This is a genomic window from Plantibacter auratus (assembly GCF_050587365.1).
Classification (GTDB): Bacteria; Actinomycetota; Actinomycetes; order Actinomycetales; family Microbacteriaceae; genus Plantibacter; species Plantibacter auratus.
Window position 1 is genome coordinate 432,078 of sequence record NZ_JBOBFV010000001.1, and the last position, 20,668, is coordinate 452,745.

A 20,668-nucleotide genomic window follows, 5' to 3' on the forward strand; every position below is an offset into this window, starting at 1 on the left:
GACGTCGGCTACTCGGCCTGTGCCTCGGCCTTCGCCGCTGCGATGGCGGCGTGCACCTCGGACATGTCGAGACCGCGCACCTGCGAGATGAGGTCCTCGAGTGCCGGCGCGGGGAGGGCGCCGGCCTGCGAGAAGACGAGCACGCCGTCGCGGAACGCCATGAGCGTGGGGATCGACGTGATCTGCATCCCGCTCGCGAGTTCCTGGTTCGCCTCAGTGTCGACCTTGGTGAACACGACGTCCTGGTGCTGCTCGCTCGACTGCTCGAAGACGGGGCCGAAAGCCTTGCACGGGCCGCACCACTCGGCCCAGAAGTCGACCAGGACGATGCCTTCGGCCGACACGGTGTCCTCGAAGTTCGAGATGGTCAGTTCCTGCGTGGTCATCGTGTGCCCTTCGGATCGGTGGTCGGACGCTTCGCATCCGACTGACGAGCCTACCCGCGGACGACGGGCCGTCCTCCCCTTGTGCCGCGCCGCGGTCAGTGCCCGGGCGGCTGCTCCGGGAGGAGCAGGAGCCGGCGCTGTATCCGCGACATGATCAGGAGCACCCCGCCGAGGACCGCGAACAGGACGCCGCCACCGACGACGATGCCGCCGATGACCCCTCCGAGGAAGCCGTAGCCGTCGCCGCTGCTGTTGACGAGGATGACCACGCCGACGGCCAAGGCGAGCACACCGATCCCGAGGACGACCCAGGACATGACGAGATAGGTGCGGAACGCGCGCGCTCCATGGAACGTCGGCCGGATGCCGTACTGGGTTCCGACGTACTGGGCCCAGCGTGAGCCGGTCCACCACCTCGTCGCCCGCGGCGACACGGAGTACCAACCGGCACCGGGACCGTCCTGCTCACCCGGCAATGGACGGACCACGTCGACGACCACCGGGGCGCCGACCGGCTGCGGGATCCGCCGCACGGCCGTCGTCTGGGCGGCGATACCGAACCAGAGCAGCGTCAGGAGCAGCATCGGGAATCCGTTGAACGACAGGTGGCTGGACAGCGCGCCGAGGCTGAACTGCGCGATCGCCAACACGAGGAAGACCGAGCCGAACACCCAGGCCAAGCTCGGCTGCTCGGTGGTCGCCCAATCGGTCCCGGGCTTCCCGTTCTTGACCCTGAGCCCCGTCCAGTGCGAGCCGTCCCACCATCGGAGCTGATCCGACCCCGTCGGATACCAGCCCAGCTGCGGTCCGGACGGCAGCTGCGACGGCGACACCATGGGAGTCGGCGCCTGCTGCTTCACCCGTGGCGCGGCGTCGGCCTCCTGAGCAGTCCACTGCGTTCCATCCCACCAGCGCAGCTTGCCCGGCGTCCCCGCCTCGTACCATCCCGGTGCAGCGGTCATCGCTGCTCCTTCCCCCGAAGATCACGCTCATGACGCCCATGCAGCGCCCCCAGTGTCCCGTCTGCGAGTCATCGCGGCAAGCCGCCGTTGTCGAACATCGTGCGAGCCAGGTAGGTTGACGGCGACGCGACGAAGGGACCACCGTGGCCAGACGCAAGACGCCGGAGCAGATCGCCGACGAGGAACGTCGCTACGAGCTTGCGCGATCGGCGAGCACGTTCGAGGAGTTCTCCGTCCTCGCGAACGACCCCAATCAGGCGATCCGCGCCGCTGCGGCGCACAACCCGGCAGCCGACCCAGCGGCGTTGGAGCTCTTCCTCAAGGACCGCTTCTGGGGTGCACGCATCGAGATCGCGCTGCACCCGAACGCGACCGACGAGCTCCTGCTCCGTCTCCTCGAAGCCGATCCGCGCAAGCGCGGCGTCGTCCACCACGAGGCGGAACGCCGGCTGGCCGCGAAAGGCGTCCGCTTCGACGACGACGGCCTCCCGCTGATCGGCGACGCGGGCACGAGCGCTCGTTGAGCCCGTACAGCCAGGTCGACTGGGACGCGAGCCCCGAGCATCCGTCGTCCGTCGCCGAACCGTATCTGATGGGCACCGGCGTCGTCACCGACGAGGACACCGGGAGTCGACCGCTCTCGCCACCGCACCGTCATCCGGACGCCATGCTCGCCTGGTGCTACCGCGGCACCGTGTGGGTGCATCTCCCGAACGCGATGTGGCGCCTCGCACCGGGTCAGGGCGTCTGGATCCCAGCACACACGCCGCACACCGCGCACCACGAGCGCGACTCCACCGGGTGCTACACCTACCTCCCCGCCAGCTCGCTGATCGCGCCCGTCGAGACCGTCACCCAGGTCCTGGTCCCGCGTGCGGTGCAGGAGATGTTGCTCCACCTCGGGATCAACGACATGCCGACCGACCTCCGGGTCCGTGCGCAGGCGGTCCTCATCGAGATGCTGCAGCAGCCCGCGCCGGAGACGGCGGACGGCTGGGGCGAGATCCCGATGCCGTCCGACGATCGTGTCCGTCCGCTCGTCCGTGCGATCCTCGCCGACCCGGGTGACCTCCGGGGCGCGCGCGAGCTGTTCGACGTGCATGGCCTCCACGAGCGCACCGTGCTACGGATCTTCCAGCACGACACCGGGATGAGCTTCGCCCGGTGGCGGACGGGTGTCCGGATGACGCTCGCGGCGCGGCTGATCATCGACGGCATGCCGATCGGGGCGGCGGCGCACCGGTGCGGGTACGCGTCCTCGAGTGCCTTCTCCGCGAGCTTCCGAGCGCGGTTCGGTATGACCCCGCGGGAGTACGTGGAACGGGTGCAGGCGGACCCCGCCCATCAGCTCTACTGGCGCTGATCCACCCAGGCACGCATCGTCGTGTCGGATCGGCGACAGAACTCGTCGGATACTCGACACTGTCGCGCGCGGAAGCGCCCTACGATCGTTCTGTTAGGGCATGCTTACCTAACTTCTGGATCGCCAGCGGTGATCCCACTCCCCCCTCTTCAAAGGAGCCCCATGCCGCACGCTTTCGCGCGCCCGAACGCCCGCCGAGGATCCACCCTCCTCGCCGCCGTCATCGCCACCGCTCTCGCCCTCGCCGGATGTTCCGCCGCCACCGGCGACACCGGATCGACGACGGCATCGACCGACGGCGTCGTCATCGAACACGCCCACGGTGAGACCGTCATCCCGGAGAAGCCGGAACGGATCGTGGCTCTCGGGTGGATGACGCCCGACATCGTCGCCGCCCTCGGCACCAACCCCGTCGGCATCGAAGAGGTCTGGGGAGCCGGTGAGAGCGGCTACCAGCCCTGGTTCGAGGACTACGTCTCCGAGGCGTACGGCGAGATGCCCGAGATCATCCCCTTCACGGACGACGGCCCGAACTACGAGGCGATCAAGTCGTTGAAGCCCGACCTGATCCTCAGCCTCTACTCCGGTGTCACCGACATCGAATACGAGCGGCTCACCGAGATCGCCCCGACCGTCCCGTACATCGAGGGACCCTGGAACCCGGGCACCTGGGAGGGCATGACCCGCACCGTCGGGAAGGCGATGTCGGAGGAGGCCAAGGCCGAGGAGCTCATCGGCGAGACCGAGGACCTCATCAGCTCCCTCGCCGACGCACACCCCGAGTTCGACGACAAGAGCTTCGTCTGGGGCCTCACCCTGAACGAGGGCGGGACGGACCTCGGCGTCTACCTCGAGTACGACCCGCGGGTCCGCATCACCGAAGCGCTCGGCTTCACCTCGACGTCGGCGATGGACAGCTTCCTCGCGAGCGCCGAGGGCGACAACTGGTACACCGGAGTCAGCCTCGAGCAGCTCTACGACGTGGACGCCGACCTGTTCGCCGCGTGGGGTGGAAGTGCCGCGGAAGGGACGTACACGGTCGAGAACGCCGTGGTGTCGCGCTGGTCGCCGATCGCCGCCGGGTCCTACGTGATCTACGCCGACGCCGCCAAGGCCTCGGCGATCAGCGCGCCGACCGTCCTGTCCCTGCAGTACGTCCTGCCCGGCTACGTCGACGACCTCGCAGCGGCGCTGCAGGGCGAGCCGACCATCGACGGCAAGTGACGTCGGAGATCTCCCGGACCGCCGCCCCGTCAGCAGCGCCTGCTGCGGGCGGGGCGGCGGACGTCCCGATGCCCGGTGGGGCCGGACGCGCAGACGTCTCGCCCCACCGCACCGGGACCCTCGCCGTCGGGCTCCTCGTCGCCACGGTGGTGCTGATCGCCGCAGCCGTCGCCTCACTCGCCATCGGCAATCGGGCCATCGATCCCCTGACCGTCGTCCGTGCGCTCGCCGCCTACGACGACGCGAACCCCCTGCACCTCATGGTCATGGAGCTGCGCGTCCCACGGACGCTGCTCGGCATCCTGGTCGGTGCGGCGCTCGCCGTCTGCGGCGGGCTCATCCAGGCCTTCACCCGCAACCCGCTCGCCGACCCGGCCATCCTCGGGGTGAACGCCGGCGCGTCGTTCGCCGTGACCTTCGCGGTCGGTGTCCTGGGGCTGACGACTCCCGGCACCTACGTCCCGTTCGCCCTGGCGGGTGCGTTCATCCTCACGGTGATCGTCTACACGCTCGGATCCGTCGGGGCCTCGGGCGCGACCCCGATGAAACTGACCCTCGCGGGGGTCGCCCTCGGTGCCGCCTGCACCGGTTTCACCACTGCAATCGTGCTGCGGGACGAAGGCACCCTCCAGGTCATGCGCTTCTGGAGCGTGGGATCCATCGGAGGCCGCACCCTCGACCAGCTCACGTGGGCTGCTCCGCTGATCGTCGCGGGCCTCGTGATCGGTCTGCTCTGCGCCCGGTCGCTGAATGCCCTGACCCTGGGAGACGAGCTGGCCCAGGCGCTCGGTGCGCGAGTGCGCAGCACCCGGGTGTGGGTCGTCGTCGCCGTCACCCTCCTGGCCGGCACGGGCGTCGCAGCCGCCGGTCCCATCGCCTTCGTGGGACTCATGATCCCCCATGTCGTGCGGTGGTTCACGGGCCCCGACCAGCGCTGGGTGCTGACGTACTCGATGGTGATCGGCCCCGCGTTCCTGCTGCTCGCAGACGTCCTCGGCCGGATCGTGTTGCCGTCCGGAGAGCTCCGGGTGGGGATCGTCACGGCGCTCCTCGGCGCTCCCATCCTGATCATGCTGGTGCGTCGGAAGCGGGTGAGCGGACTGTGAGCGTCATCGACCATGGACGACGGCTGATCCGCGTGGAGACCGCGCACATCGCGACGCTCGTACCCGTGCGGTCCGTCCTCGTGTGCCTCGGACTCGTCGTGGTGATCATCGGAGCAGGGCTGTTCGCGATGACGATCGGTGCGTACGAGATCGGCTTCGACGCGGTCATCCGGGCGATCGTCGACCCCGCGTCCGACCCGGACGTCCGCCAGGTCGTGACCGAGTGGCGACTGCCGCGGGTGCTGTTCGCGGTGCTCTGCGGAGCGGCGCTCGCGCTCGCCGGGGGCATCTTCCAGTCGCTCACCCGCAACCCGCTCGGCTCACCGGACATCATCGGGTTCGGTGTCGGCGCGCAGTTCGGTGTCACGCTGACGATGCTCGTCCTCGGGCTCAACACCTACCTGTTCAAAGCCGCCGGGGCACTCGTCGGCGGTCTGCTGACCGCCCTGCTCGTCGCCGTCCTCGCGAACCGCCACACCATGTCGTCCTTCCGGCTGATCATCGTCGGCATCGGCGTCTCGGCCGGCTTCGGTTCACTCACCTCCTGGATCCTCATCTCCGTCAGCGTCGAGCAGGCGATGATGGCGGCCACCTGGGGTGCCGGATCCCTCGCCTCGCTCGGCTTCGACCAGCTGCTCCCCGCCGCCACGGCCTTCGTCGTGTTCGCCCTGCTGGCACGGCCACTCCGACGATCGCTCCCCGTGCTCGAAATGGGCGACGACGCCGCCATGGCCCTCGGGGTGCGTCCTGGGCGAACCCGGCTGATCGCCATGGTGGTCGGCGTGGCCCTCGTGGCGCTCGTCACCGCCGCCGCCGGCCCGATCTCGTTCATCGCCTTGGCCGCCCCGCAGATCGCTCAACGGCTCACCCGCTCGAACACCCCGATGGGCCTCGCGCCGGTGATGCTCACCGGAGCCGCCCTGGTCGTCGTCTCCGACGCCGTCGCGCAGCTGCTCGCGGTCCCGGTCGGTGTGGTGACGCTCTCGGTCGGTGGCATCTACCTGACCTGCCTGCTGGCCGCCCAGTTCGTGCGCCGCACGTGAAAGGAACTCCCATGACCACGTCGCTCCTCGCCCGCGACCTCACCTTGGGCTACGGCGATGCTCCGATCGTCTCCGAGCTGTCGCTCGAGGTACCGGACGACTCGTTCACCATCATCATCGGACCGAACGCCTGCGGCAAGTCGACCCTGCTCCGCGGACTCGCACGGCTGCTGCGCCCGACCGCCGGTGCCGTCCTCCTCGACGGGGCGGACATCCGCGCGTCGAAGCCGAAGGACACCGCTCGCCGACTCGGACTCCTTCCCCAATCCGCCATCGCCCCCGACGGGATCACCGTCGCCGACCTCGTCGGGCGTGGGAGGTTCCCGCACCAGAGCGCGATGCGGACGTGGAGCAGCGCCGACGAAGCGGCTGTCTCGGAGGCGATGGCCGCGACCGGGGTCACGGAGCTGTCCCGCCGGCTGGTCGACGAGCTCTCGGGCGGTCAACGGCAACGCGTCTGGGTCGCGATGGCACTCGCCCAGCAGACGAAGCACCTGCTGCTCGACGAGCCGACGACCTTCCTCGACATCGCGCACCAGATCGAGCTGATGGAGCTGTTCACGGATCTGCACCGCAGCGGCACGACCCTCGTCGCGGTCCTCCACGACCTCAACCACGCCGCCCGCTACGCGACCCATCTCGTCGCGATGCGCGACGGCGCGATCGTCGCCCAGGGCGATCCGCAGGAGATCATCACCGCCGACCTCGTGGAGGCCGTGTACGACCTGCCGTGCCAGGTCATCACCGACCCCGTCTCCGGTACCCCGCTGGTGCTCCCGCTCGGACGGCGGAGCCGGTGAGCGGGACGACGACGAGCACGCCGCGGCGCCTCTTCGGCATCGCGCTGGGAGCGGACGGTCGCGGCGCCATGCTCGTCGCCGCGACCGGCCTCCTCATCGTGCACGCCCTCTCGGAGGCGGCGATCCCCGTGATCATCGGGGAGACCATCGACCGCGCGGTGGTGCCGTCCGATCCGGTCGCCCTCGGGGTCTGGATCGGGCTCCTGGTCGGGACCTTCCTCGTCCTGACGGTGAGCTATCAGTCGGCGTCGCGCCTCATGGTGTCGATCTACGGGCACGGCGAACAGGCGCTCCGGCACCTCACACTCTCCCGGATGCTTCGGCCGCAGCTCTCACGACAGAACCTTTCGGCGGGTGAGGCTCTGACGGTCGTCACGTCCGACACCTACCGGGTGGCCGGCGTCGCCTGGTCGGTCGCGCAGCAGTCGGCGACCATCGCGGCCATCATCGGAGCCGCGCTGGCGATGTCGGTGATCTCGCCGGTGGCGACGATCGTGGTGTTCGTGTCGACCATCGGGATGATGCTCGTCATGCGCGTCGTGTCACGCCCGTTGGAACGCCGCGGCCTCGCCGAGCAACGGGCGGCGACCGAGGCCGGAGCGGTGGCCGCCGACTTCATGAGCGGGTTCCGAGTGCTCGTGGGCATCGGTGGGCGTGCGGAAGCCGTCCGGCGATATGACGCCGCCAGTGACGTCTCACGACGCGCAGCGACGGCCGCCGGGCGGTCCCTCGCCCTCTTCGACGCCGTGAGCGGCACGCTGGCGGCATTCGTCATGGCCGCACTCGTCGGCCTGTCCGCCTGGTTCGCCGCGGAGGGGCGGATCAGCATCGGCGAGCTCGTGACGGTGCTCGGCCTCGCGCAGTTCATCAGCGGATACCTCGCACAGGCGGGATCATTCCCGTCCAACTGGATCCACAAGCTCGCCTCCGCCAAGCGCTTGGCCGCGGTCGTCGACGCCGACGACCTGCTCCAAGTGGGCGGTCGGCCGGACGAGCTGTCCGACTCCGGCCCTGCGACCGACGTCGTGCTGTCCTTCCGCCCCGAACACCAGGACCGACCGGTGGACGTCCGTGCTGGTGAACTGCTCGGCGTTCGGCCGCCCGACAGCGACACGGCGCGCGCCCTCTCCCGTCTGCTCGGCATGCGGACCCCCGCCGAGCGCGGCAGCGTCTCGCTCGCCGTCGACGGCAGACTCGTCGACCAGCTGGACCTCGACCCGGTGGCGTACCGCCGTCGTGTGGTCGCGCCACCGCACGGCCAGCGCATCATGAGCGGCACCCTGGCGGAGGCGGTCCGCGGTCATGACGTGACCGGCGACCCGGATGCGGTGTTCGTCGGCATGGCGGCGCTCGACGACGCGGTCGTGCAGCTCGGCGGCTGGTCGTCACCGGTCGGTGAGGCGGGCAGACGGCTCTCCGGCGGGCAGCGCCAGCGCGTCGGCATCGCCAGGGCGCTCCATGCCGGTGCGGACGTGCTCGTCCTCGACGAACCGACGTCGGCCGTCGACGTCCTCACGGAGACCCGCATCGCGCGAGCACTCGCGGCGCACGACGGCACCGTCGTCGTCATCACCACCTCGCCGGTCCTGTTGAACGCTTGCGACAAGGTCGTCGAGCTCACTCCCGGTTCGGAGACCCGCCATGACTGATCCCGCCACGGAGCCCACCACCGCCGAGATGCTCCCCGTCGCCGACGGCTCCCGCGTCCGAACCGTCGTCGGTGCCCTCCTCCGACGACACCGCGGACGGACCGCCGCCGTGGTGGTCCTCTTCCTCGCAGCCGCCGCACTGGGTGTCGTGATGCCCGCGTGTCTCGGGCGGATCGTGGACGCCGTCGCTTCCGATGCCGGGCTGAGCGTCGTCTCAGGCTGGGTGGCCGCAGCCGCCGTCGGCGCTGTCGGGGCCGTCGCGTTGACGCTGTGGGCGACTCGCGTGCTCACGGGGCTGGTGCAGGACCTGCTCGCCGAACTGCGCGAGGACGTGTTCGCCTCGGCCATGCGGCTCCCGGTGAGCACCGTCGACGACGGCGAGCGTGCCGATCTCCTGTCCCGGGTCACCGGCGACGTCGACGCGGTCGCGGAGGCCGGCGGGAACGTCGCCCCGACACTGCTCTCCGCCGGGTTCGCGATCGGGGTGTCGGCCGTCGCCCTGGCAGCCGTCGACCCGTGGCTCGCGCTCGCCGGTCTCGCCTCGGCGCCGTGCTACGTCCTCGGGACCCGTGCGTTCCTCCGGCGATCCCGCGTGGTGTTCCGCACGGTCCGGATCCGCGAGGCATCACGCAGTCAGGCCGTGCTGGACGCGGTCGACGGCGCGGAGACGCTCGCCGCGTTCACCGGGACGGACCACGCGCTTGAACGCGTCCGGGAACGCGCGGCCGCCTCCATCGACGCGCAGATCAAGGGTGTGCGCGTCGCGAACCGTTTGTTCCGATGGATCAACTCGGGTGAGCTCGTCGGGCTGTCGGCGATCCTGGCGACCGGCTTCCTCCTCAACCTGCAGGGCACGATCACCGTCGGGTTCGTGACCACCGCCGCGCTCCTGTTCCACCGGCTGTTCGATCCGGTCGGCCGGCTCATCTTCGGGCTCGACGACATCCAGCGGGCCACGGTCGGGCTGGCTCGGCTCGTCGGGGTCATCGACCTCGCGGCGGCTTCGTCGTCCACAATGACGGATTCACGCTCGCCCGTCGACGATGCCGCAGACGGTGTCGCCGCACCGCCGGCGATCCGAGTGCACGATCTGACCTTCCGCTATCCGACCACGGACCGCGGGATCACCGAGGTCACCATCGACGTACCGCCCGGAACGACCACGGCGCTCGTCGGCACGTCCGGCTCGGGCAAGAGCACCCTGGCGCGGGTCGTCGCCGGGCACCATCCCCCGACGTCGGGGCGGGTGCTCGTCGGCCACACCCCGTTCTACCTGTCGCAGGAGCTCCACCACTTCCGTGGCTCGATCGCCGACAACCTCAGGCTCGGCGCGCCGGACGCCAGCCGGGACGAGATGGTCTCGGCGCTCCGTGCCGTCGGGGCCGAGTGGGCAGTCACCGCGTTGCAGGACGACCCGGCGGCGGACCCGACCGGGTCGAGGCCGTCGCCCGTGCCGCTCGACGAGGGGCGGATCCAGCAACTCGCGGTCGCTCGGGCGTTCCTCGCGGACCCGGCGATCGTGATCCTCGACGAGGCGACAGCCGACGTCGGGCTGCACCATCGCGACGCCGTCGAAGCGGCGATCGCCGTCCTCCGGACGGACCGCACCGCGCTGCTCATCGCGCACCGGTTGGAGCAGGCCGCCACCGCCGACCGGATCGCGGTCTTCGCGGACGGTCGGATCGTCCAGCACGGCACGCACGCGGACCTCTTCGCCTCCGCCGGCCCCTACCGCGAGTCCTGGCTCGCGCACAGCCCGCATCCGACCCAGCACACCGAACCGACCCGAGAGGCCGAGACGCCATGAAGATCCACCGCGGCATCGTGACCGCAGCGACACCCCTGAGTCCGAACCTGATCCGCATCACCCTCGGCGGTCCGGGCGTCGAGGACTTCGTCAGCACCGGCACCGGTGATGAGTACGTCCGCGTCTTCTTCCCCCACGGTGCCGACCCGACGTACGTCTCGCTCCCGGTACCGTCAGGTGACTGGTGGGAGACGCCGGAGGGCTCACCACAGGCACCGATGCGGACCTACACGATCAGCGCCGTGCGGCAGGACCCCGTCGAGATCGACATCGACTTCGTCGTGCACGAGGCCGGGGTCGCGGGGCCGTGGGCGGCCCGCGCCGAGCCCGGGCACGTGCTCGGCCTGAACTCGCCCACCGGCCTGTACGCGCCGCCCGCCGACCTCGGTTGGCAGGTCCTCGTCGCTGACCTCACCGGTCTTCCCGCAGTCACGCGCATCGTCGCACAGAGTCCGCCCGGACTGCGGACCCGCGTGGTGCTCGAGGTGCCGAGCGAGCAGGATCGGATCGCGGTCGAAACGAACGACGACGTGACGGTCACCTGGGTGGTGGGCGGCAACGGACACGGCCCGAGTGCGCTGGGCCGACTCGTCCGGAGTGTCGTGGACGAGCGCCTCCCGCTCGATCAGGGCTACATCTGGGTGGCGGGTGAGACGGTGGCCCTCCGCGACGTGCGCAAGTATCTGCGCAAGGAGCTCGGGCTACCCGCAACCCGCTTCAAGGTCGTCGGGTACTGGACGCCGATCACCGCGTGGGACGAGAAGTTCGCCGCCCTCCCGGCGTCCGTCCAACAGGAGCTCGACGCGATCTGGACGACCGAGGAGGACGCTGAGCCGGAGGATGTGCAGATCCGGTTCGAGGAGCAGCTCGACCGCCTCGGCCTCTGACCGCGGTGGGGTGAGTGCCCACGCGCGCCATCACCCCAGGAGGCCGACCGGTGCGATCCACACGGTGGACTCCCCCGGAACCGCGCCGGCTTGAAGGGCGCCCAGGACGACGGCATCGTGCTCCGCCTCGAGCGGGAACGGCTCAGTGCCGAAGTTGGTCAGGACCTGCCAACCGTTCGGCCGCACGAATCGGATGACGTCCGTCCGCCCCGTCTCGACCCACTCGAGGTGCTCCGCCGTCTGGAGCAGCCTCCGCAGTCGGAGCGCCTCGCGGTAGAGCGAGAGCGTCGAGGTCGGATCCGAAGCCTCCACGTCGACCGCGTACTCGGCGAACCAGGCCGGTTGCGGCAGGTGCGCGACCGCACCTCCGAAGCCGAAGGCCGGTTGGTCCGCAGACCACGGCAGCGGCACGCGGCAGCCGTCGCGACCCAGCCCGTCGTACTCGCCGCCCCGGAAGAACGCGGGGTCCTGGCGCTGCTCCGCCGTGATCGCGGCGACCTCCTGCAGGCCGAGCTCCTCGCCCTGGTAGAGGTAGGTGCTGCCGGGAAGCCCGAGGAGCAGGAGCGTCGCCGCTCTGGCGCGTCTGAGCCCCTGGTCGCGATCGATGTCGGCCTCGGGACCACCCGCCGCGACCCACTCGGTGCCCTGCTTCACCGGTCGCCCGGCCAGAGGTGGGAGTCCGTACCGCGTGGCGTGACGGGTCACATCGTGGTTGGACAGCACCCACGTCGTCGACGACCCCGTCTCCGCCGCCTGTGCCAGGTTGTCGGTGATGACCGTGCGGAACTCGGCGGCGTCGAAGTCCGCCTCGAGTAGGTCGAAGTTGAAGGCCTGGCCGAGCCCCTCCGCCGATGCGTACTTCGCCCGACGCTCGGGCGAACTCACCCACGCTTCGGCGACGGCGGTGCGCGGCGGGTCGTACTCCTCGAACACCCGCCTCCACTCGGCGTACACCTCGTGCACGTCGTCGCGGTCGAGCAGCGGGTGGGTGCCGTCCTGCGGCATCTGCTCCAGTTCAGCACGACTCGGCAGCGGCTCGGTGAGGTCCTTCGTGAGCATGTGCGCGACGTCGATCCGGAAGCCGTCCACGCCCCGATCCGACCAGAACCGCAGGGTCTTCAGGAAGTCGGCGCGGACCTCTGGGTGGTCCCAGTTGAGGTCCGGCTGTTCGGTGGCGAAGTTGTGGAAATACCACTGGCCGTCCGCGACCCGCTCCCAGGCGGGGCCACCGAAGACCGACTCCCAGTCGGTGGGCGGTTCCTCCCCCGATGCCCCCTTCCCCTCGCGGAAGACGTACCGGTCGCGAGCCGTCGACCCTCGGCCGGCGGCGAGCGCCTCCTTGAACCACTCGTGCAGATCCGAGGTGTGGTTCGGCACGATGTCGACGATGACCCGGATACCGCGCTCGTGCAGTGCGGCGATCAGCTCGTCGAAGTCCTCCAGCGTGCCGAGCCGCGGGTCGACGTCGCGGTAGTCCGCGACGTCGTACCCGCCGTCGGCCAGCGCCGAGGGATAGAACGGACTGAGCCAGATCGCGTCGATCCCGAGGCCGGCGAGATAGTCGACCCGGGAGCGGATGCCCGGCAGGTCGCCGAGACCGTCCCCGTCCGCGTCGGCGAAGCTCCGCGGGTAGATCTGGTACACGGCGGCCTGACGCCACCAGGTGGCGGCGGCCGTCCGCCGGGCGTCGGCGGACTCGGTGTCGGTGTCGGTGTCGGTGTCGACGAGTAGTGCGTCGGTCATGACGGCGTGGTCCTCGGTCTCTCTGGTGGTGGATGGATCCGGTGTCGGTCGGTCGGACGGGTCACCCCTTGACGGCACCCTGGGTGACGCCCGACATCACCCAACGCTGCGCGAAGAGGTAGGCGATGATCGCGGGGGCCATCGCCATCAGGTACGAGGCGAAGGCGACGTTGTAGTTGCTGCTGAACTGGGTCTGGAAGAGGTTCTGCCGCACCGGGAGGGTCTGGAGTCCCGCGTCCGAGATGATCAGCGACGGCATCATGAAGTCGTTCCAGGCGTAGAGGAACGCGAAGATGCCGACCGTGGCGCTCATGGGAGCCAGGAGCGGGAAGATCAATCTCCAGAACGTCTGCCAGGTGCTCGCACCGTCGATGCGCGCACTCTCCTCGAGTTCGATCGGGATCGATCGCAGGAACGCCGTGAACAGCAGCACGCTGAAGCTCAGCTGGAACATCGTGGCGAGGATGATCACGCCGAACGGGTTGTCGAGTCCGACACGACCGGTCAGCTGGATCTGCGGCAGGGCGACGACCGGGAACGGGATGAACATCGCGGCGAGCAGGTAGAAGAACGAGAAGCGGAACAGTCGGCGATCCCAGTTGCGCACGATGGCGTACGCAGCGAAGGAGGCGAGGATGATGGTCGCGACCACGGTCCCTGCGGTGACGAGGAGCGACATCGCGAAGCCGACCGGGAACTTCGTGAGCGTCCAGGCCTGGACGAAGCCGTCGATACTGAACGGCGCCGGGAGCGAGAAGGCGTTGCCGTCGACCGACTGGGTGTCGGTCTTGAACGCCATCGAGATCGTCACGTAGAGCGGCAGCAGGACGGTCACGGCGCAGAGCAGCAGGATGATCGTCGTCGACCAGCTCACCCGCTCTCCTCTGGTCCGCTGCTTCGGGGTGGCGTTCGCCGTGGTGATGGACTGGGTGCTGAGCACGGTTGGCGTGGCCATCAGAGTGCGTTCCTTCCGCGCGTCGCCGAGAGTTGCACGAGGGCGATGATGATCGTGATGATGAAGAACAGGGTGGCCGTGGCCATCTGGTAGGCGTAGTCACCCGTCTGGAACCCGCGGATGATCGTCATCGAGATGCTCCGCGTGGAGGTGCCCGGGCCACCGTTGGTCAGGCCGACGATGATGTCGTAGGCGTTCAGGTAGTTCTTGAAGCCGAGGATCACGTTGATCACGACGTATCCCATGACCAGCGGCAGGGTGATCCGCAGCAGCTGCTGGCGCTTGTTCGCGCCGTCGAGCGACGCCGCCTCGTAGACGTCACCGGGGACCGCGAGGAGGCCTGCGATGTAGATGAGCAGCGTGCCCGGGATCGACTGCCAGGCCGTCACGATCACGATGCCGAGCCAGGCGAGGTCCGGGTTGGAGAGGATGCTCGTCTCGAGGAACGGGATCCCGAGCGCCGAGCCGGCGGCCGGCACCGAGTTCATGAAGAGGAACTGGAACACGTAGGCGATGATGATGCCCGAGATGACCATCGGGATGACGAAGATCCCGCGAAGTCCCATCTTGAAGCGGATCTTCGCGGTCAGGCCGACCGCGAGCAGGAACGCGATGACGTTCACCGCGATGACCGTCACGAGCGAGAACCCGAAGGTGAAGAGGAAGCTCGTGAGGATGGCCGGGTCGCTGAACGCGGCGATGTAGTTCGTGAAGCCGATGAACTCCCAGTCGCCGATCCCGATGGAGTCGGTGAAGCTGAAGAAGATGCCGACGACGCCGGGGAGCGTGATCGCGAGTGTGAACAGGATGACGGCTGGGAACAGGAAGAAGTAGTAGATCGGTTCGACCCGTTTGGTGCTGCGTCGGACCTTCGGGTTGCCCCCGGTCACGATCGATGTGGTGGCGCTCATTCGGAACCCTCCTTGCTCGTGACGGGCGGCTGTCGGAACGCGAGTCGTGCCCAGTCCGCGTCCATGGTGCGGAGCATCGACGCCGCGTTGGTGCCGAGGACCAGCGACTGCGCGTAGTTCTCGGTCGGGATGGCGCGGGGGTTGAGCACGCCCGGCCCCTGGTAGAACGCGCCGGCGTCGTAGTACGGGATCATGCCCGCGACGCGCGGGTCGTCGGGAGCCTTGCCGTCGTCCGTCGGGACGAATCCGAGCTGGGACTCGTTGTAGGCCTGGATGACCTCCGGCTGGAAGAGGTACTCGAGGAAGTCGCGGGCACCCTCGGGGTTCTTCGCCTCCTCGGGGATGATGGTGACGAGGTCGAGGTTCACCCGGACCTTGAGGTCCTTCGGGTCTTCGGTCATCGGCAGCGGGAAGGTCCCGAGGTCGAGGTCCGGTGCGGTGAGTGCGATCTGGCTGAACGCCCACGGGCCCTGCAGGTACATGGCGCCCTTGCCCTCGGCGAAGGCGACGTTGCCGGCGTCGTAGGTGCGACTCGGCGCATCAGCCTGCGTGTACTCCTTGGCGAGCAGCTGCATCTTCTCGATGGGCTCCAGGAAGTCCTTCTCGAAGGAGACCGGAGCATCCGGTCCCACCTCGGTGCCTTCCTCCGCGAGCCGGTCGTAGAAGTCCGGGATGTCGACGGCGCCACCGACCGAGTAGTCGAACCAGCCCTGGTTGGCGGTCCAGGCATCGGCGAAGGTCGCGTAGAACGGCGCCACGCCGGCCGCTTTCAGCGTGTCGGAGACGGCGATGAGTTCACTCCAGGTCGTCGGCACCTCGAGGCCGTACTCGGCGAAGATCGTCTTGTTGTAGATGACGGACGCGGCCATCACCGAGTAGGGCAGCGCGCTCGTGCGTCCCTCGCAGACGCCGTACTGGTCGAGCAGCGGCTGGAGGTCGTCGCGGATGGACGCCGCCGCTGTCGTGTCGGACAGGTCGGAGAGCGCGCACCGTTCGACGAAGCGCGACACCTCATGGTTGTAGTTCGAGAGCATGAGGTCCGGCGGGTTGCCTCGGACGAAGCTGGCCGCGAGCGGGTCGGGCCCCGAGGTGTCCATGACGACCTCGTACTGCTGCTGCGAGGCGTTGTAGTCCGCGACGGCCTGGTTCATGAAGGTGAACGCTTCACGCTTGCTGAACGTGAAGTGGATGGTCTCGCGGCCATCACTCGAGCAACCGACGAGGACGCTGGCCAGGAGCGCCACCCCCGCCACTCCGGCCGTGGCGCGTATCGCGCGTTTCAGTGGGTTCGACATCATTGTCCTTCCGCGGCTCCATCGATGGATCCGCTGACTAAATACAGAGAGTAAATCAACTGATGACGGAAACTCTGCCATCCGTTCGACGTCTGGTCAAGCACCGGTTCCATCACGACATCCATGGGTCGGACACCGTGATCGTTCACGGTTCAGCGCGCGGTGCAGTGCCTCCCCGGCTCGGCATCCGCGCGCGGCCTGCGGATCGTGGATATCGTTGTCGGTTATGGAAGCGACGACGACGGAGCGGGCACCGGAGCCGCGCTCCTCCAGCATCACCGCCGTCCTCGATCACGCCTGGGCGACGTCCGCGTTCACCGCGGCCGACGTCATCACCGCCACCGGGTTGTCACGATCGACGGCGATCACGCTCTCCGACGAACTCATCGGACTGGGTTGGCTGACGGAGCTCGACGACGCACGTCAGGCCGGTGCCGCCTATCGGAAAGGTCGCCCCGCCCGTCGCTACGAGCTGCGCATCGACGCCGGGATCGTCGTCGGTGTCGACGCCGGAGCCCACTCCATCACCGCCATCGCTGCAGACCTGCGCGGTCGGGAACTCGCGAGGTCGCACCGCACCGTCGATCCGGCGGCCACCGCTGAGGCACGGGTCGAAGCCGTCGACGCGGCGATCGACGAGGTTGTGCGGCAGTGCGGACCGAGGCCGCCGCTCTGCATCGTGCTCGGCGTCCCGGCCCCCATCGACGCACTCGGACGGTCACCCGAGGGCAACGTCTTCTGGGACCGCATGAACCCTCGGCTCGGTGAGCGCATCCGCGACCACGGCTGCGCGGTCGTCACCGACAACGACGCCAACCTCGCCGCCGTCGCCGAGGGAGCGATCGGCGCCGGTGTCGGTGTGGACTCCTACATCACGGTCGTCACCGGTGAGCGGCTGGGCGCCGGATACGTCGTCGACGGTCGTCTCGTCCGCGGTCGCGGCCGGGCGGGCGAGCTGCACCTCCTCGACCTCGTCGACGGCGTCGGTTCGTCGCGAGGCATCGCCGCGCTCCTGCGCGACTGGGGTCGCGAGTACCGCGAGAGCGGCGGGCTCCCGGAGAGCAGCCCGCTCAGCCGCATACCGGTCGCGCAGGTGGATGCGCAGTCGGTCCTCGCTGCGGCGGACCAGGGCGACACGGTCGCGCTCGACCTGGTGCGCCGGATGGGTGATCGCATCGCGCGGATGAGCGCCATCCTGGGCGGGTTGCTCGACGTCGAGCGCATCGTGTTCGCCGGCGGGATCGCTCCGTCGATGTCGCAGCTGCTCGAGGTCGCGTCGGAGCGCATCCCCGGCTACATGAGCGCGGAACCTCCCTTGCTCGTCGCGTCGGAACTCGGTGCCGACATGGTGGCGCAGGGCGCGGTCGCGACCGCGATCGACGACGTGCGTCGCAACGCACTGCGGATCGACCTCGCCCGACCAGTACGCTGACGTCGTAGCCAGCCGGAAGGAGCACCATGGCCGATGCGATCGTCCTCGTGTCAGGGGGTGCCGCCGTGACCCCGTTCACGGGTCCGGACCATGCCGCAGGCTCCGGTCTGGCCGCCGGAAACACCCTCACCGCACTGAGAGCGCACCTGCTCGGGCGGGATATCCCGGTCTTCACCGCACCGGCACGCATCGGTGCCGGGGATGTGCACGAGGACACGGGTTGGCAGGGGTTCGCCGACGTCCCGATCGTGCTGCCCGCCGAGGTGACCGTCAACGCCGTCGGTGGGATCGACGCAGGCGGGACGAGCCTGGCCGCGTTCCTGCGGTGGTTGTCCGACGAACACGGCTTCGCGAGCGTCGACCTCGTCGCACACTCCATGGGCGGTCTCTTCTCTCGTGCCGCGATCCGCGAACTGCGCGGCTCCGGCCCATCGATCGGCCGGCTCGTCACCCTCGGCACCCCATGGGAGGGATCGCTCCTCGGCGACGTGCTCACCGGCGAGGTCTCGGTCCACGACGCCCACGGCGATGAGGGGACCGCGACGATCCTCGAGCGGTCGAGCGGCTATGCCGCCGAGAACTCTCAGGGCGCTGCCGACGAGGTCTCACGCCGGTTCCTGCGCGAGTGGAACACGACACAGGCCGGCTTCCTCGATCGCGTCGCCGTCACCGCAGTCGGGGCGGGTCACTTCCACACGGCAGCCGAGCCGCGACAGCTGTGGCCACACGACGGCCTGGTGGCCCTGCGAAGCGCCCGAGCCGCTGACGTCCCGGTCGACGTGCTCCCCCGCGTGGTCCGCCGTTCCTTCGAGGACGACGTCCACAGCATCTTCTTCGCCGACGCCTTCGACCTCCCGTGGGAGCGCGCGCTCACCTGGGATCCCGAGGTCTTCGCCGTGGTCGACGAGGCGCTCACGTCCTGAGTCGGCGTCGATGCCCGTGTGAGCGGACCAGCACTCCGGAATATACCCCCGAGGGGTATCGTTCGACCTCTTGGACGAACCGGAGGAGTGCTCATGAGCGACCAGACCCACCACCACCACCACCACGGCCCAGCAGCCGACAATGCGACCTCCTGGCGGATGGCCGCCACCGCCACCCTCCACTGCCTCACCGGATGTGCCATCGGCGAAGTGCTGGGCATGGTGATCGGCACCGGCCTCGGACTGCACAATCTCGGGACCGTGGTGCTCTCGATCGCACTGGCCTTCGTCTTCGGCTACGCGCTCACGATGCGCGGCGTGCTCCGCGCGGGCCTGTCCTGGCGCGCCGCCATCGGTGTCGCGCTGGCCGCGGACACCGTGTCGATCGCGGTCATGGAGATCATCGACAACACCGCGATGCTCGCCATCCCCGGAGCGATGGAAGCCGGCCTCACCAGCGGCCTCTTCTGGGGCTCCCTCGTCGCCGCTCTCGCCCTGGCCTTCATCGTCACCACACCGGTCAACCGTTGGCTGATCGGCCGCGGCAAGGGGCACGCCGTCGTCCACGGACTCCACCGCTGAACCAGTCCGGGAAGCCGGACAGCCGGGCCGAGTCGTCGTGATCGGAGGGCGCAGTACGATCGTTGCCATGCGAGTCGTCTTCATCTCGTGGCTGGTCGTGATCGTGGCTGGCCTGCTGTACATGTTCCTGATCCCGCTCATGGGGAGGTGACGTGATGTCAGCCGTCCGCCGTCACAGTCTGAGCCTGTTCTTCGGGCTGATCTTCATCCTCGCCCTGTTCGGGCAGTCGATCGCCGGTCTCGTCGCGTACAACGAAGACCAGCTCGCGCACGGTCAGGCGACCGTGGACTACCTGCACTTCATCACCTCGTCGGCGTTCGTCGTCGACGTGGCCGAGAACTGGCAGTCGGAGTTCCTCCAGTTCTTCCTCTTCATCCTCGCGACGGTCTGGTTCGTGCAACAGGGGTCTCCGGAGTCCAAGAAGCTCGGCGACGAGGGTCTCGGGAGCGACGAGGACCAACTCGTCGGAGAACATGCGCGCCCCGATTCACCTCGCTGGGCGAGAGCGCGCGGCGTGCGTCTGTGGCTGTACTCGAACTCACTCCTCCTCGTGATGGGTGTCATCTTCGTGTTGTCCTGGTCAGCGCAGGCCGTCGCCGGCACCGTCGTCTACAACGCCGAACAGGCTGAGCACGGTCAGCCGGCAGTGGCCGTCATCGGATACGTGTTGTCGGCCGATTTCTGGAACCGGACGCTGCAGAACTGGCAGTCGGAGTTCCTCGCGGTGGGCTGCATGGTCGCCTTCTCGATCTACCTGCGCCAGCGAGGATCGTCCGAGTCGAAACCCGTCGGGACACCACATCACACCGCCTCCGTCGAGAACGAGTAAGCGCGTGCCCGATCAGCCGGTGATCGTCAGCCGCGCTGTCCGCAGCGGCGGCCCGCCTGCATCATCGTCGGCGGAGGTCGCGCGGTGTCTCCGGCGAGGGGGTGAGACTGCCGACGACCTGACCGAGGCTGCTGATGACCGGGTGACGTCTATGCGAGGGCGCGTCCTGGTGACCACCGTCGAATCGCAGGAACCGCACGTGGAGTGCTTCGGCGATCTCCTCGTCGTGATTGGTGTCGCCGACCATCAACACGCGCCGGGGATCATGGCCCGAGTCCTCCAGCCACGCGGTCACGACATGCTCCTTCGACGCCGCATAGACATCGGTGATGCCGTGGACCTGAGCGAAATGACCATGCAGCGAGTGGGGAGCCAGCTGACGCTCGAGGGTGGCCTCCGGGGTCGCCGAGATGAGGACCTGCTCGATGCCGAGCACGTCGATCGCCGCAAGGGTCGCGCGGGCCTGCGGTTGGAGCGACGCCGATCCCACACCGGCCGCGAACAGCGCGAGGTATTCGTCGGCCGCCTCCGGGAAGTCGGCTGCATCGACACCGAGCCGGGCGTAGAAGGCCCGGATGGGGAAGCCGAACACCGCCCGATACGCCTCCTGGTCGGACATCTCGGCAAGACCGCGCTGCCGGAGGACAGTGTTCATCGCGGCGAGCGCCACTTCGACGTCGTCGAGGAGCGTGCCATTCCAGTCCCAGCACACCGCGTCGATGCTCGTGGATCCGTTCTCGCGCACGAGGTCGAGTCTCACACGATCGGCC

General features: G+C 69.0%; 20 protein-coding genes. 13 read left to right on the forward strand and 7 right to left on the reverse strand.

The genetic code is table 11. The annotated features are described in order from the left end of the window. Nucleotides 1–8: 8 nt before the first annotated feature. Together trxA and ACQ3HE_RS02010 are read right to left on the reverse strand one after the other, a co-directional pair. The gene (gene trxA / locus ACQ3HE_RS02005; RefSeq protein WP_056006082.1) at nucleotides 9–386 is read right to left on the reverse strand and encodes a thioredoxin; all 378 of its coding nucleotides are present in this window, start codon (nucleotides 384–386) and stop codon (nucleotides 9–11) included. A gap of 95 nt (nucleotides 387–481) precedes the next feature. Further along, nucleotides 482–1,348, reverse strand: coding sequence for a DUF2510 domain-containing protein (locus tag ACQ3HE_RS02010; RefSeq protein ID WP_430891073.1), 867 nt, complete (start codon nucleotides 1,346–1,348; stop codon nucleotides 482–484). A gap of 143 nt (nucleotides 1,349–1,491) precedes the next feature. Here ACQ3HE_RS02010 and ACQ3HE_RS02015 point away from each other — a divergent pair, with 143 nt between their 5' ends. From ACQ3HE_RS02015 to ACQ3HE_RS02055, 9 genes are all read left to right on the forward strand, one after another. Beyond that, nucleotides 1,492–1,872: a hypothetical protein gene (locus tag ACQ3HE_RS02015; protein ID WP_137241744.1), complete on the forward strand. Its 381-nt coding sequence runs from the start codon at nucleotides 1,492–1,494 to the stop codon at nucleotides 1,870–1,872. Further along, nucleotides 1,869–2,711: a helix-turn-helix transcriptional regulator gene (locus tag ACQ3HE_RS02020; RefSeq protein WP_137241745.1), complete on the forward strand. Its 843-nt coding sequence runs from the start codon at nucleotides 1,869–1,871 to the stop codon at nucleotides 2,709–2,711. Before ACQ3HE_RS02015 ends, ACQ3HE_RS02020 begins: the two co-directional genes overlap by 4 nt. A 162-nt stretch (nucleotides 2,712–2,873) precedes the next feature. Then, a complete protein-coding gene (locus ACQ3HE_RS02025; RefSeq protein WP_430891075.1) occupies nucleotides 2,874–3,935 on the forward strand; it encodes an ABC transporter substrate-binding protein in 1,062 nt (353 codons plus the stop codon). 68 nt (nucleotides 3,936–4,003) lie between these two features. Continuing rightward, nucleotides 4,004–5,041, forward strand: coding sequence for a FecCD family ABC transporter permease (locus tag ACQ3HE_RS02030; RefSeq protein ID WP_430891909.1), 1,038 nt, complete (start codon nucleotides 4,004–4,006; stop codon nucleotides 5,039–5,041). Further along, complete coding sequence (locus tag ACQ3HE_RS02035) at nucleotides 5,038–6,084, forward strand: FecCD family ABC transporter permease (protein WP_430891077.1); 1,047 nt, start codon at nucleotides 5,038–5,040, stop codon at nucleotides 6,082–6,084. Before ACQ3HE_RS02030 ends, ACQ3HE_RS02035 begins: the two co-directional genes overlap by 4 nt. 11 nt (nucleotides 6,085–6,095) lie before the next feature. Beyond that, the gene (locus tag ACQ3HE_RS02040; RefSeq protein WP_085510797.1) at nucleotides 6,096–6,884 is read left to right on the forward strand and encodes an ABC transporter ATP-binding protein; all 789 of its coding nucleotides are present in this window, start codon (nucleotides 6,096–6,098) and stop codon (nucleotides 6,882–6,884) included. Beyond that, nucleotides 6,881–8,533 (forward strand): ABC transporter transmembrane domain-containing protein, encoded by a 1,653-nt coding sequence (locus tag ACQ3HE_RS02045; RefSeq protein ID WP_430891079.1) that lies wholly within the window; start codon nucleotides 6,881–6,883, stop codon nucleotides 8,531–8,533. Before ACQ3HE_RS02040 ends, ACQ3HE_RS02045 begins: the two co-directional genes overlap by 4 nt. After that, the gene (locus tag ACQ3HE_RS02050) at nucleotides 8,526–10,340 is read left to right on the forward strand and encodes an ABC transporter ATP-binding protein (RefSeq protein WP_430891081.1); all 1,815 of its coding nucleotides are present in this window, start codon (nucleotides 8,526–8,528) and stop codon (nucleotides 10,338–10,340) included. The genes ACQ3HE_RS02045 and ACQ3HE_RS02050 overlap by 8 nt, the downstream gene beginning before the upstream one ends. Then, nucleotides 10,337–11,227, forward strand: a complete 891-nt coding sequence (locus ACQ3HE_RS02055) for a siderophore-interacting protein (RefSeq protein WP_430891083.1) — start codon at nucleotides 10,337–10,339, stop codon at nucleotides 11,225–11,227. The genes ACQ3HE_RS02050 and ACQ3HE_RS02055 overlap by 4 nt, the downstream gene beginning before the upstream one ends. Nucleotides 11,228–11,257: 30 nt before the next feature. Here ACQ3HE_RS02055 and ACQ3HE_RS02060 read toward each other — a convergent pair whose 3' ends face one another. From ACQ3HE_RS02060 to ACQ3HE_RS02075, 4 genes are all read right to left on the reverse strand, one after another. Then, complete coding sequence (locus ACQ3HE_RS02060) at nucleotides 11,258–12,970, reverse strand: glycoside hydrolase family 13 protein (protein ID WP_430891085.1); 1,713 nt, start codon at nucleotides 12,968–12,970, stop codon at nucleotides 11,258–11,260. Nucleotides 12,971–13,031: 61 nt separating this feature from the next. Continuing rightward, complete coding sequence (locus tag ACQ3HE_RS02065) at nucleotides 13,032–13,925, reverse strand: carbohydrate ABC transporter permease (protein ID WP_085510777.1); 894 nt, start codon at nucleotides 13,923–13,925, stop codon at nucleotides 13,032–13,034. Next, entirely contained in the window at nucleotides 13,925–14,836 is a 912-nt protein-coding gene (locus ACQ3HE_RS02070; protein WP_079002413.1) for a carbohydrate ABC transporter permease, read from the reverse strand. Before ACQ3HE_RS02070 ends, ACQ3HE_RS02065 begins: the two co-directional genes overlap by 1 nt. Continuing rightward, nucleotides 14,833–16,131, reverse strand: coding sequence for an ABC transporter substrate-binding protein (locus ACQ3HE_RS02075; RefSeq protein ID WP_191941039.1), 1,299 nt, complete (start codon nucleotides 16,129–16,131; stop codon nucleotides 14,833–14,835). Before ACQ3HE_RS02075 ends, ACQ3HE_RS02070 begins: the two co-directional genes overlap by 4 nt. Nucleotides 16,132–16,357: 226 nt before the next feature. Here ACQ3HE_RS02075 and ACQ3HE_RS02080 point away from each other — a divergent pair, with 226 nt between their 5' ends. The 4 genes from ACQ3HE_RS02080 (at nucleotide 16,358) to ACQ3HE_RS02095 (ending at nucleotide 19,898) form a co-directional block, all read left to right on the forward strand. Next, nucleotides 16,358–17,563: an ROK family protein gene (locus ACQ3HE_RS02080; RefSeq protein WP_430891087.1), complete on the forward strand. Its 1,206-nt coding sequence runs from the start codon at nucleotides 16,358–16,360 to the stop codon at nucleotides 17,561–17,563. Nucleotides 17,564–17,589: 26 nt separating this feature from the next. Beyond that, nucleotides 17,590–18,486 (forward strand): esterase/lipase family protein, encoded by an 897-nt coding sequence (locus tag ACQ3HE_RS02085; protein ID WP_430891089.1) that lies wholly within the window; start codon nucleotides 17,590–17,592, stop codon nucleotides 18,484–18,486. Nucleotides 18,487–18,579: 93 nt separating this feature from the next. After that, the gene (locus ACQ3HE_RS02090; protein ID WP_430891091.1) at nucleotides 18,580–19,068 is read left to right on the forward strand and encodes a DUF4396 domain-containing protein; all 489 of its coding nucleotides are present in this window, start codon (nucleotides 18,580–18,582) and stop codon (nucleotides 19,066–19,068) included. A gap of 155 nt (nucleotides 19,069–19,223) precedes the next feature. After that, nucleotides 19,224–19,898, forward strand: a complete 675-nt coding sequence (locus tag ACQ3HE_RS02095) for a DUF6766 family protein (RefSeq protein WP_430891093.1) — start codon at nucleotides 19,224–19,226, stop codon at nucleotides 19,896–19,898. 61 nt (nucleotides 19,899–19,959) lie between these two features. Here the strand turns inward: ACQ3HE_RS02095 and ACQ3HE_RS02100 are convergent, their stop codons facing one another. Next, entirely contained in the window at nucleotides 19,960–20,643 is a 684-nt protein-coding gene (locus tag ACQ3HE_RS02100) for an HAD family hydrolase (RefSeq protein WP_430891095.1), read from the reverse strand. Between the last annotated feature and the right edge of the window lie 25 nt (nucleotides 20,644–20,668).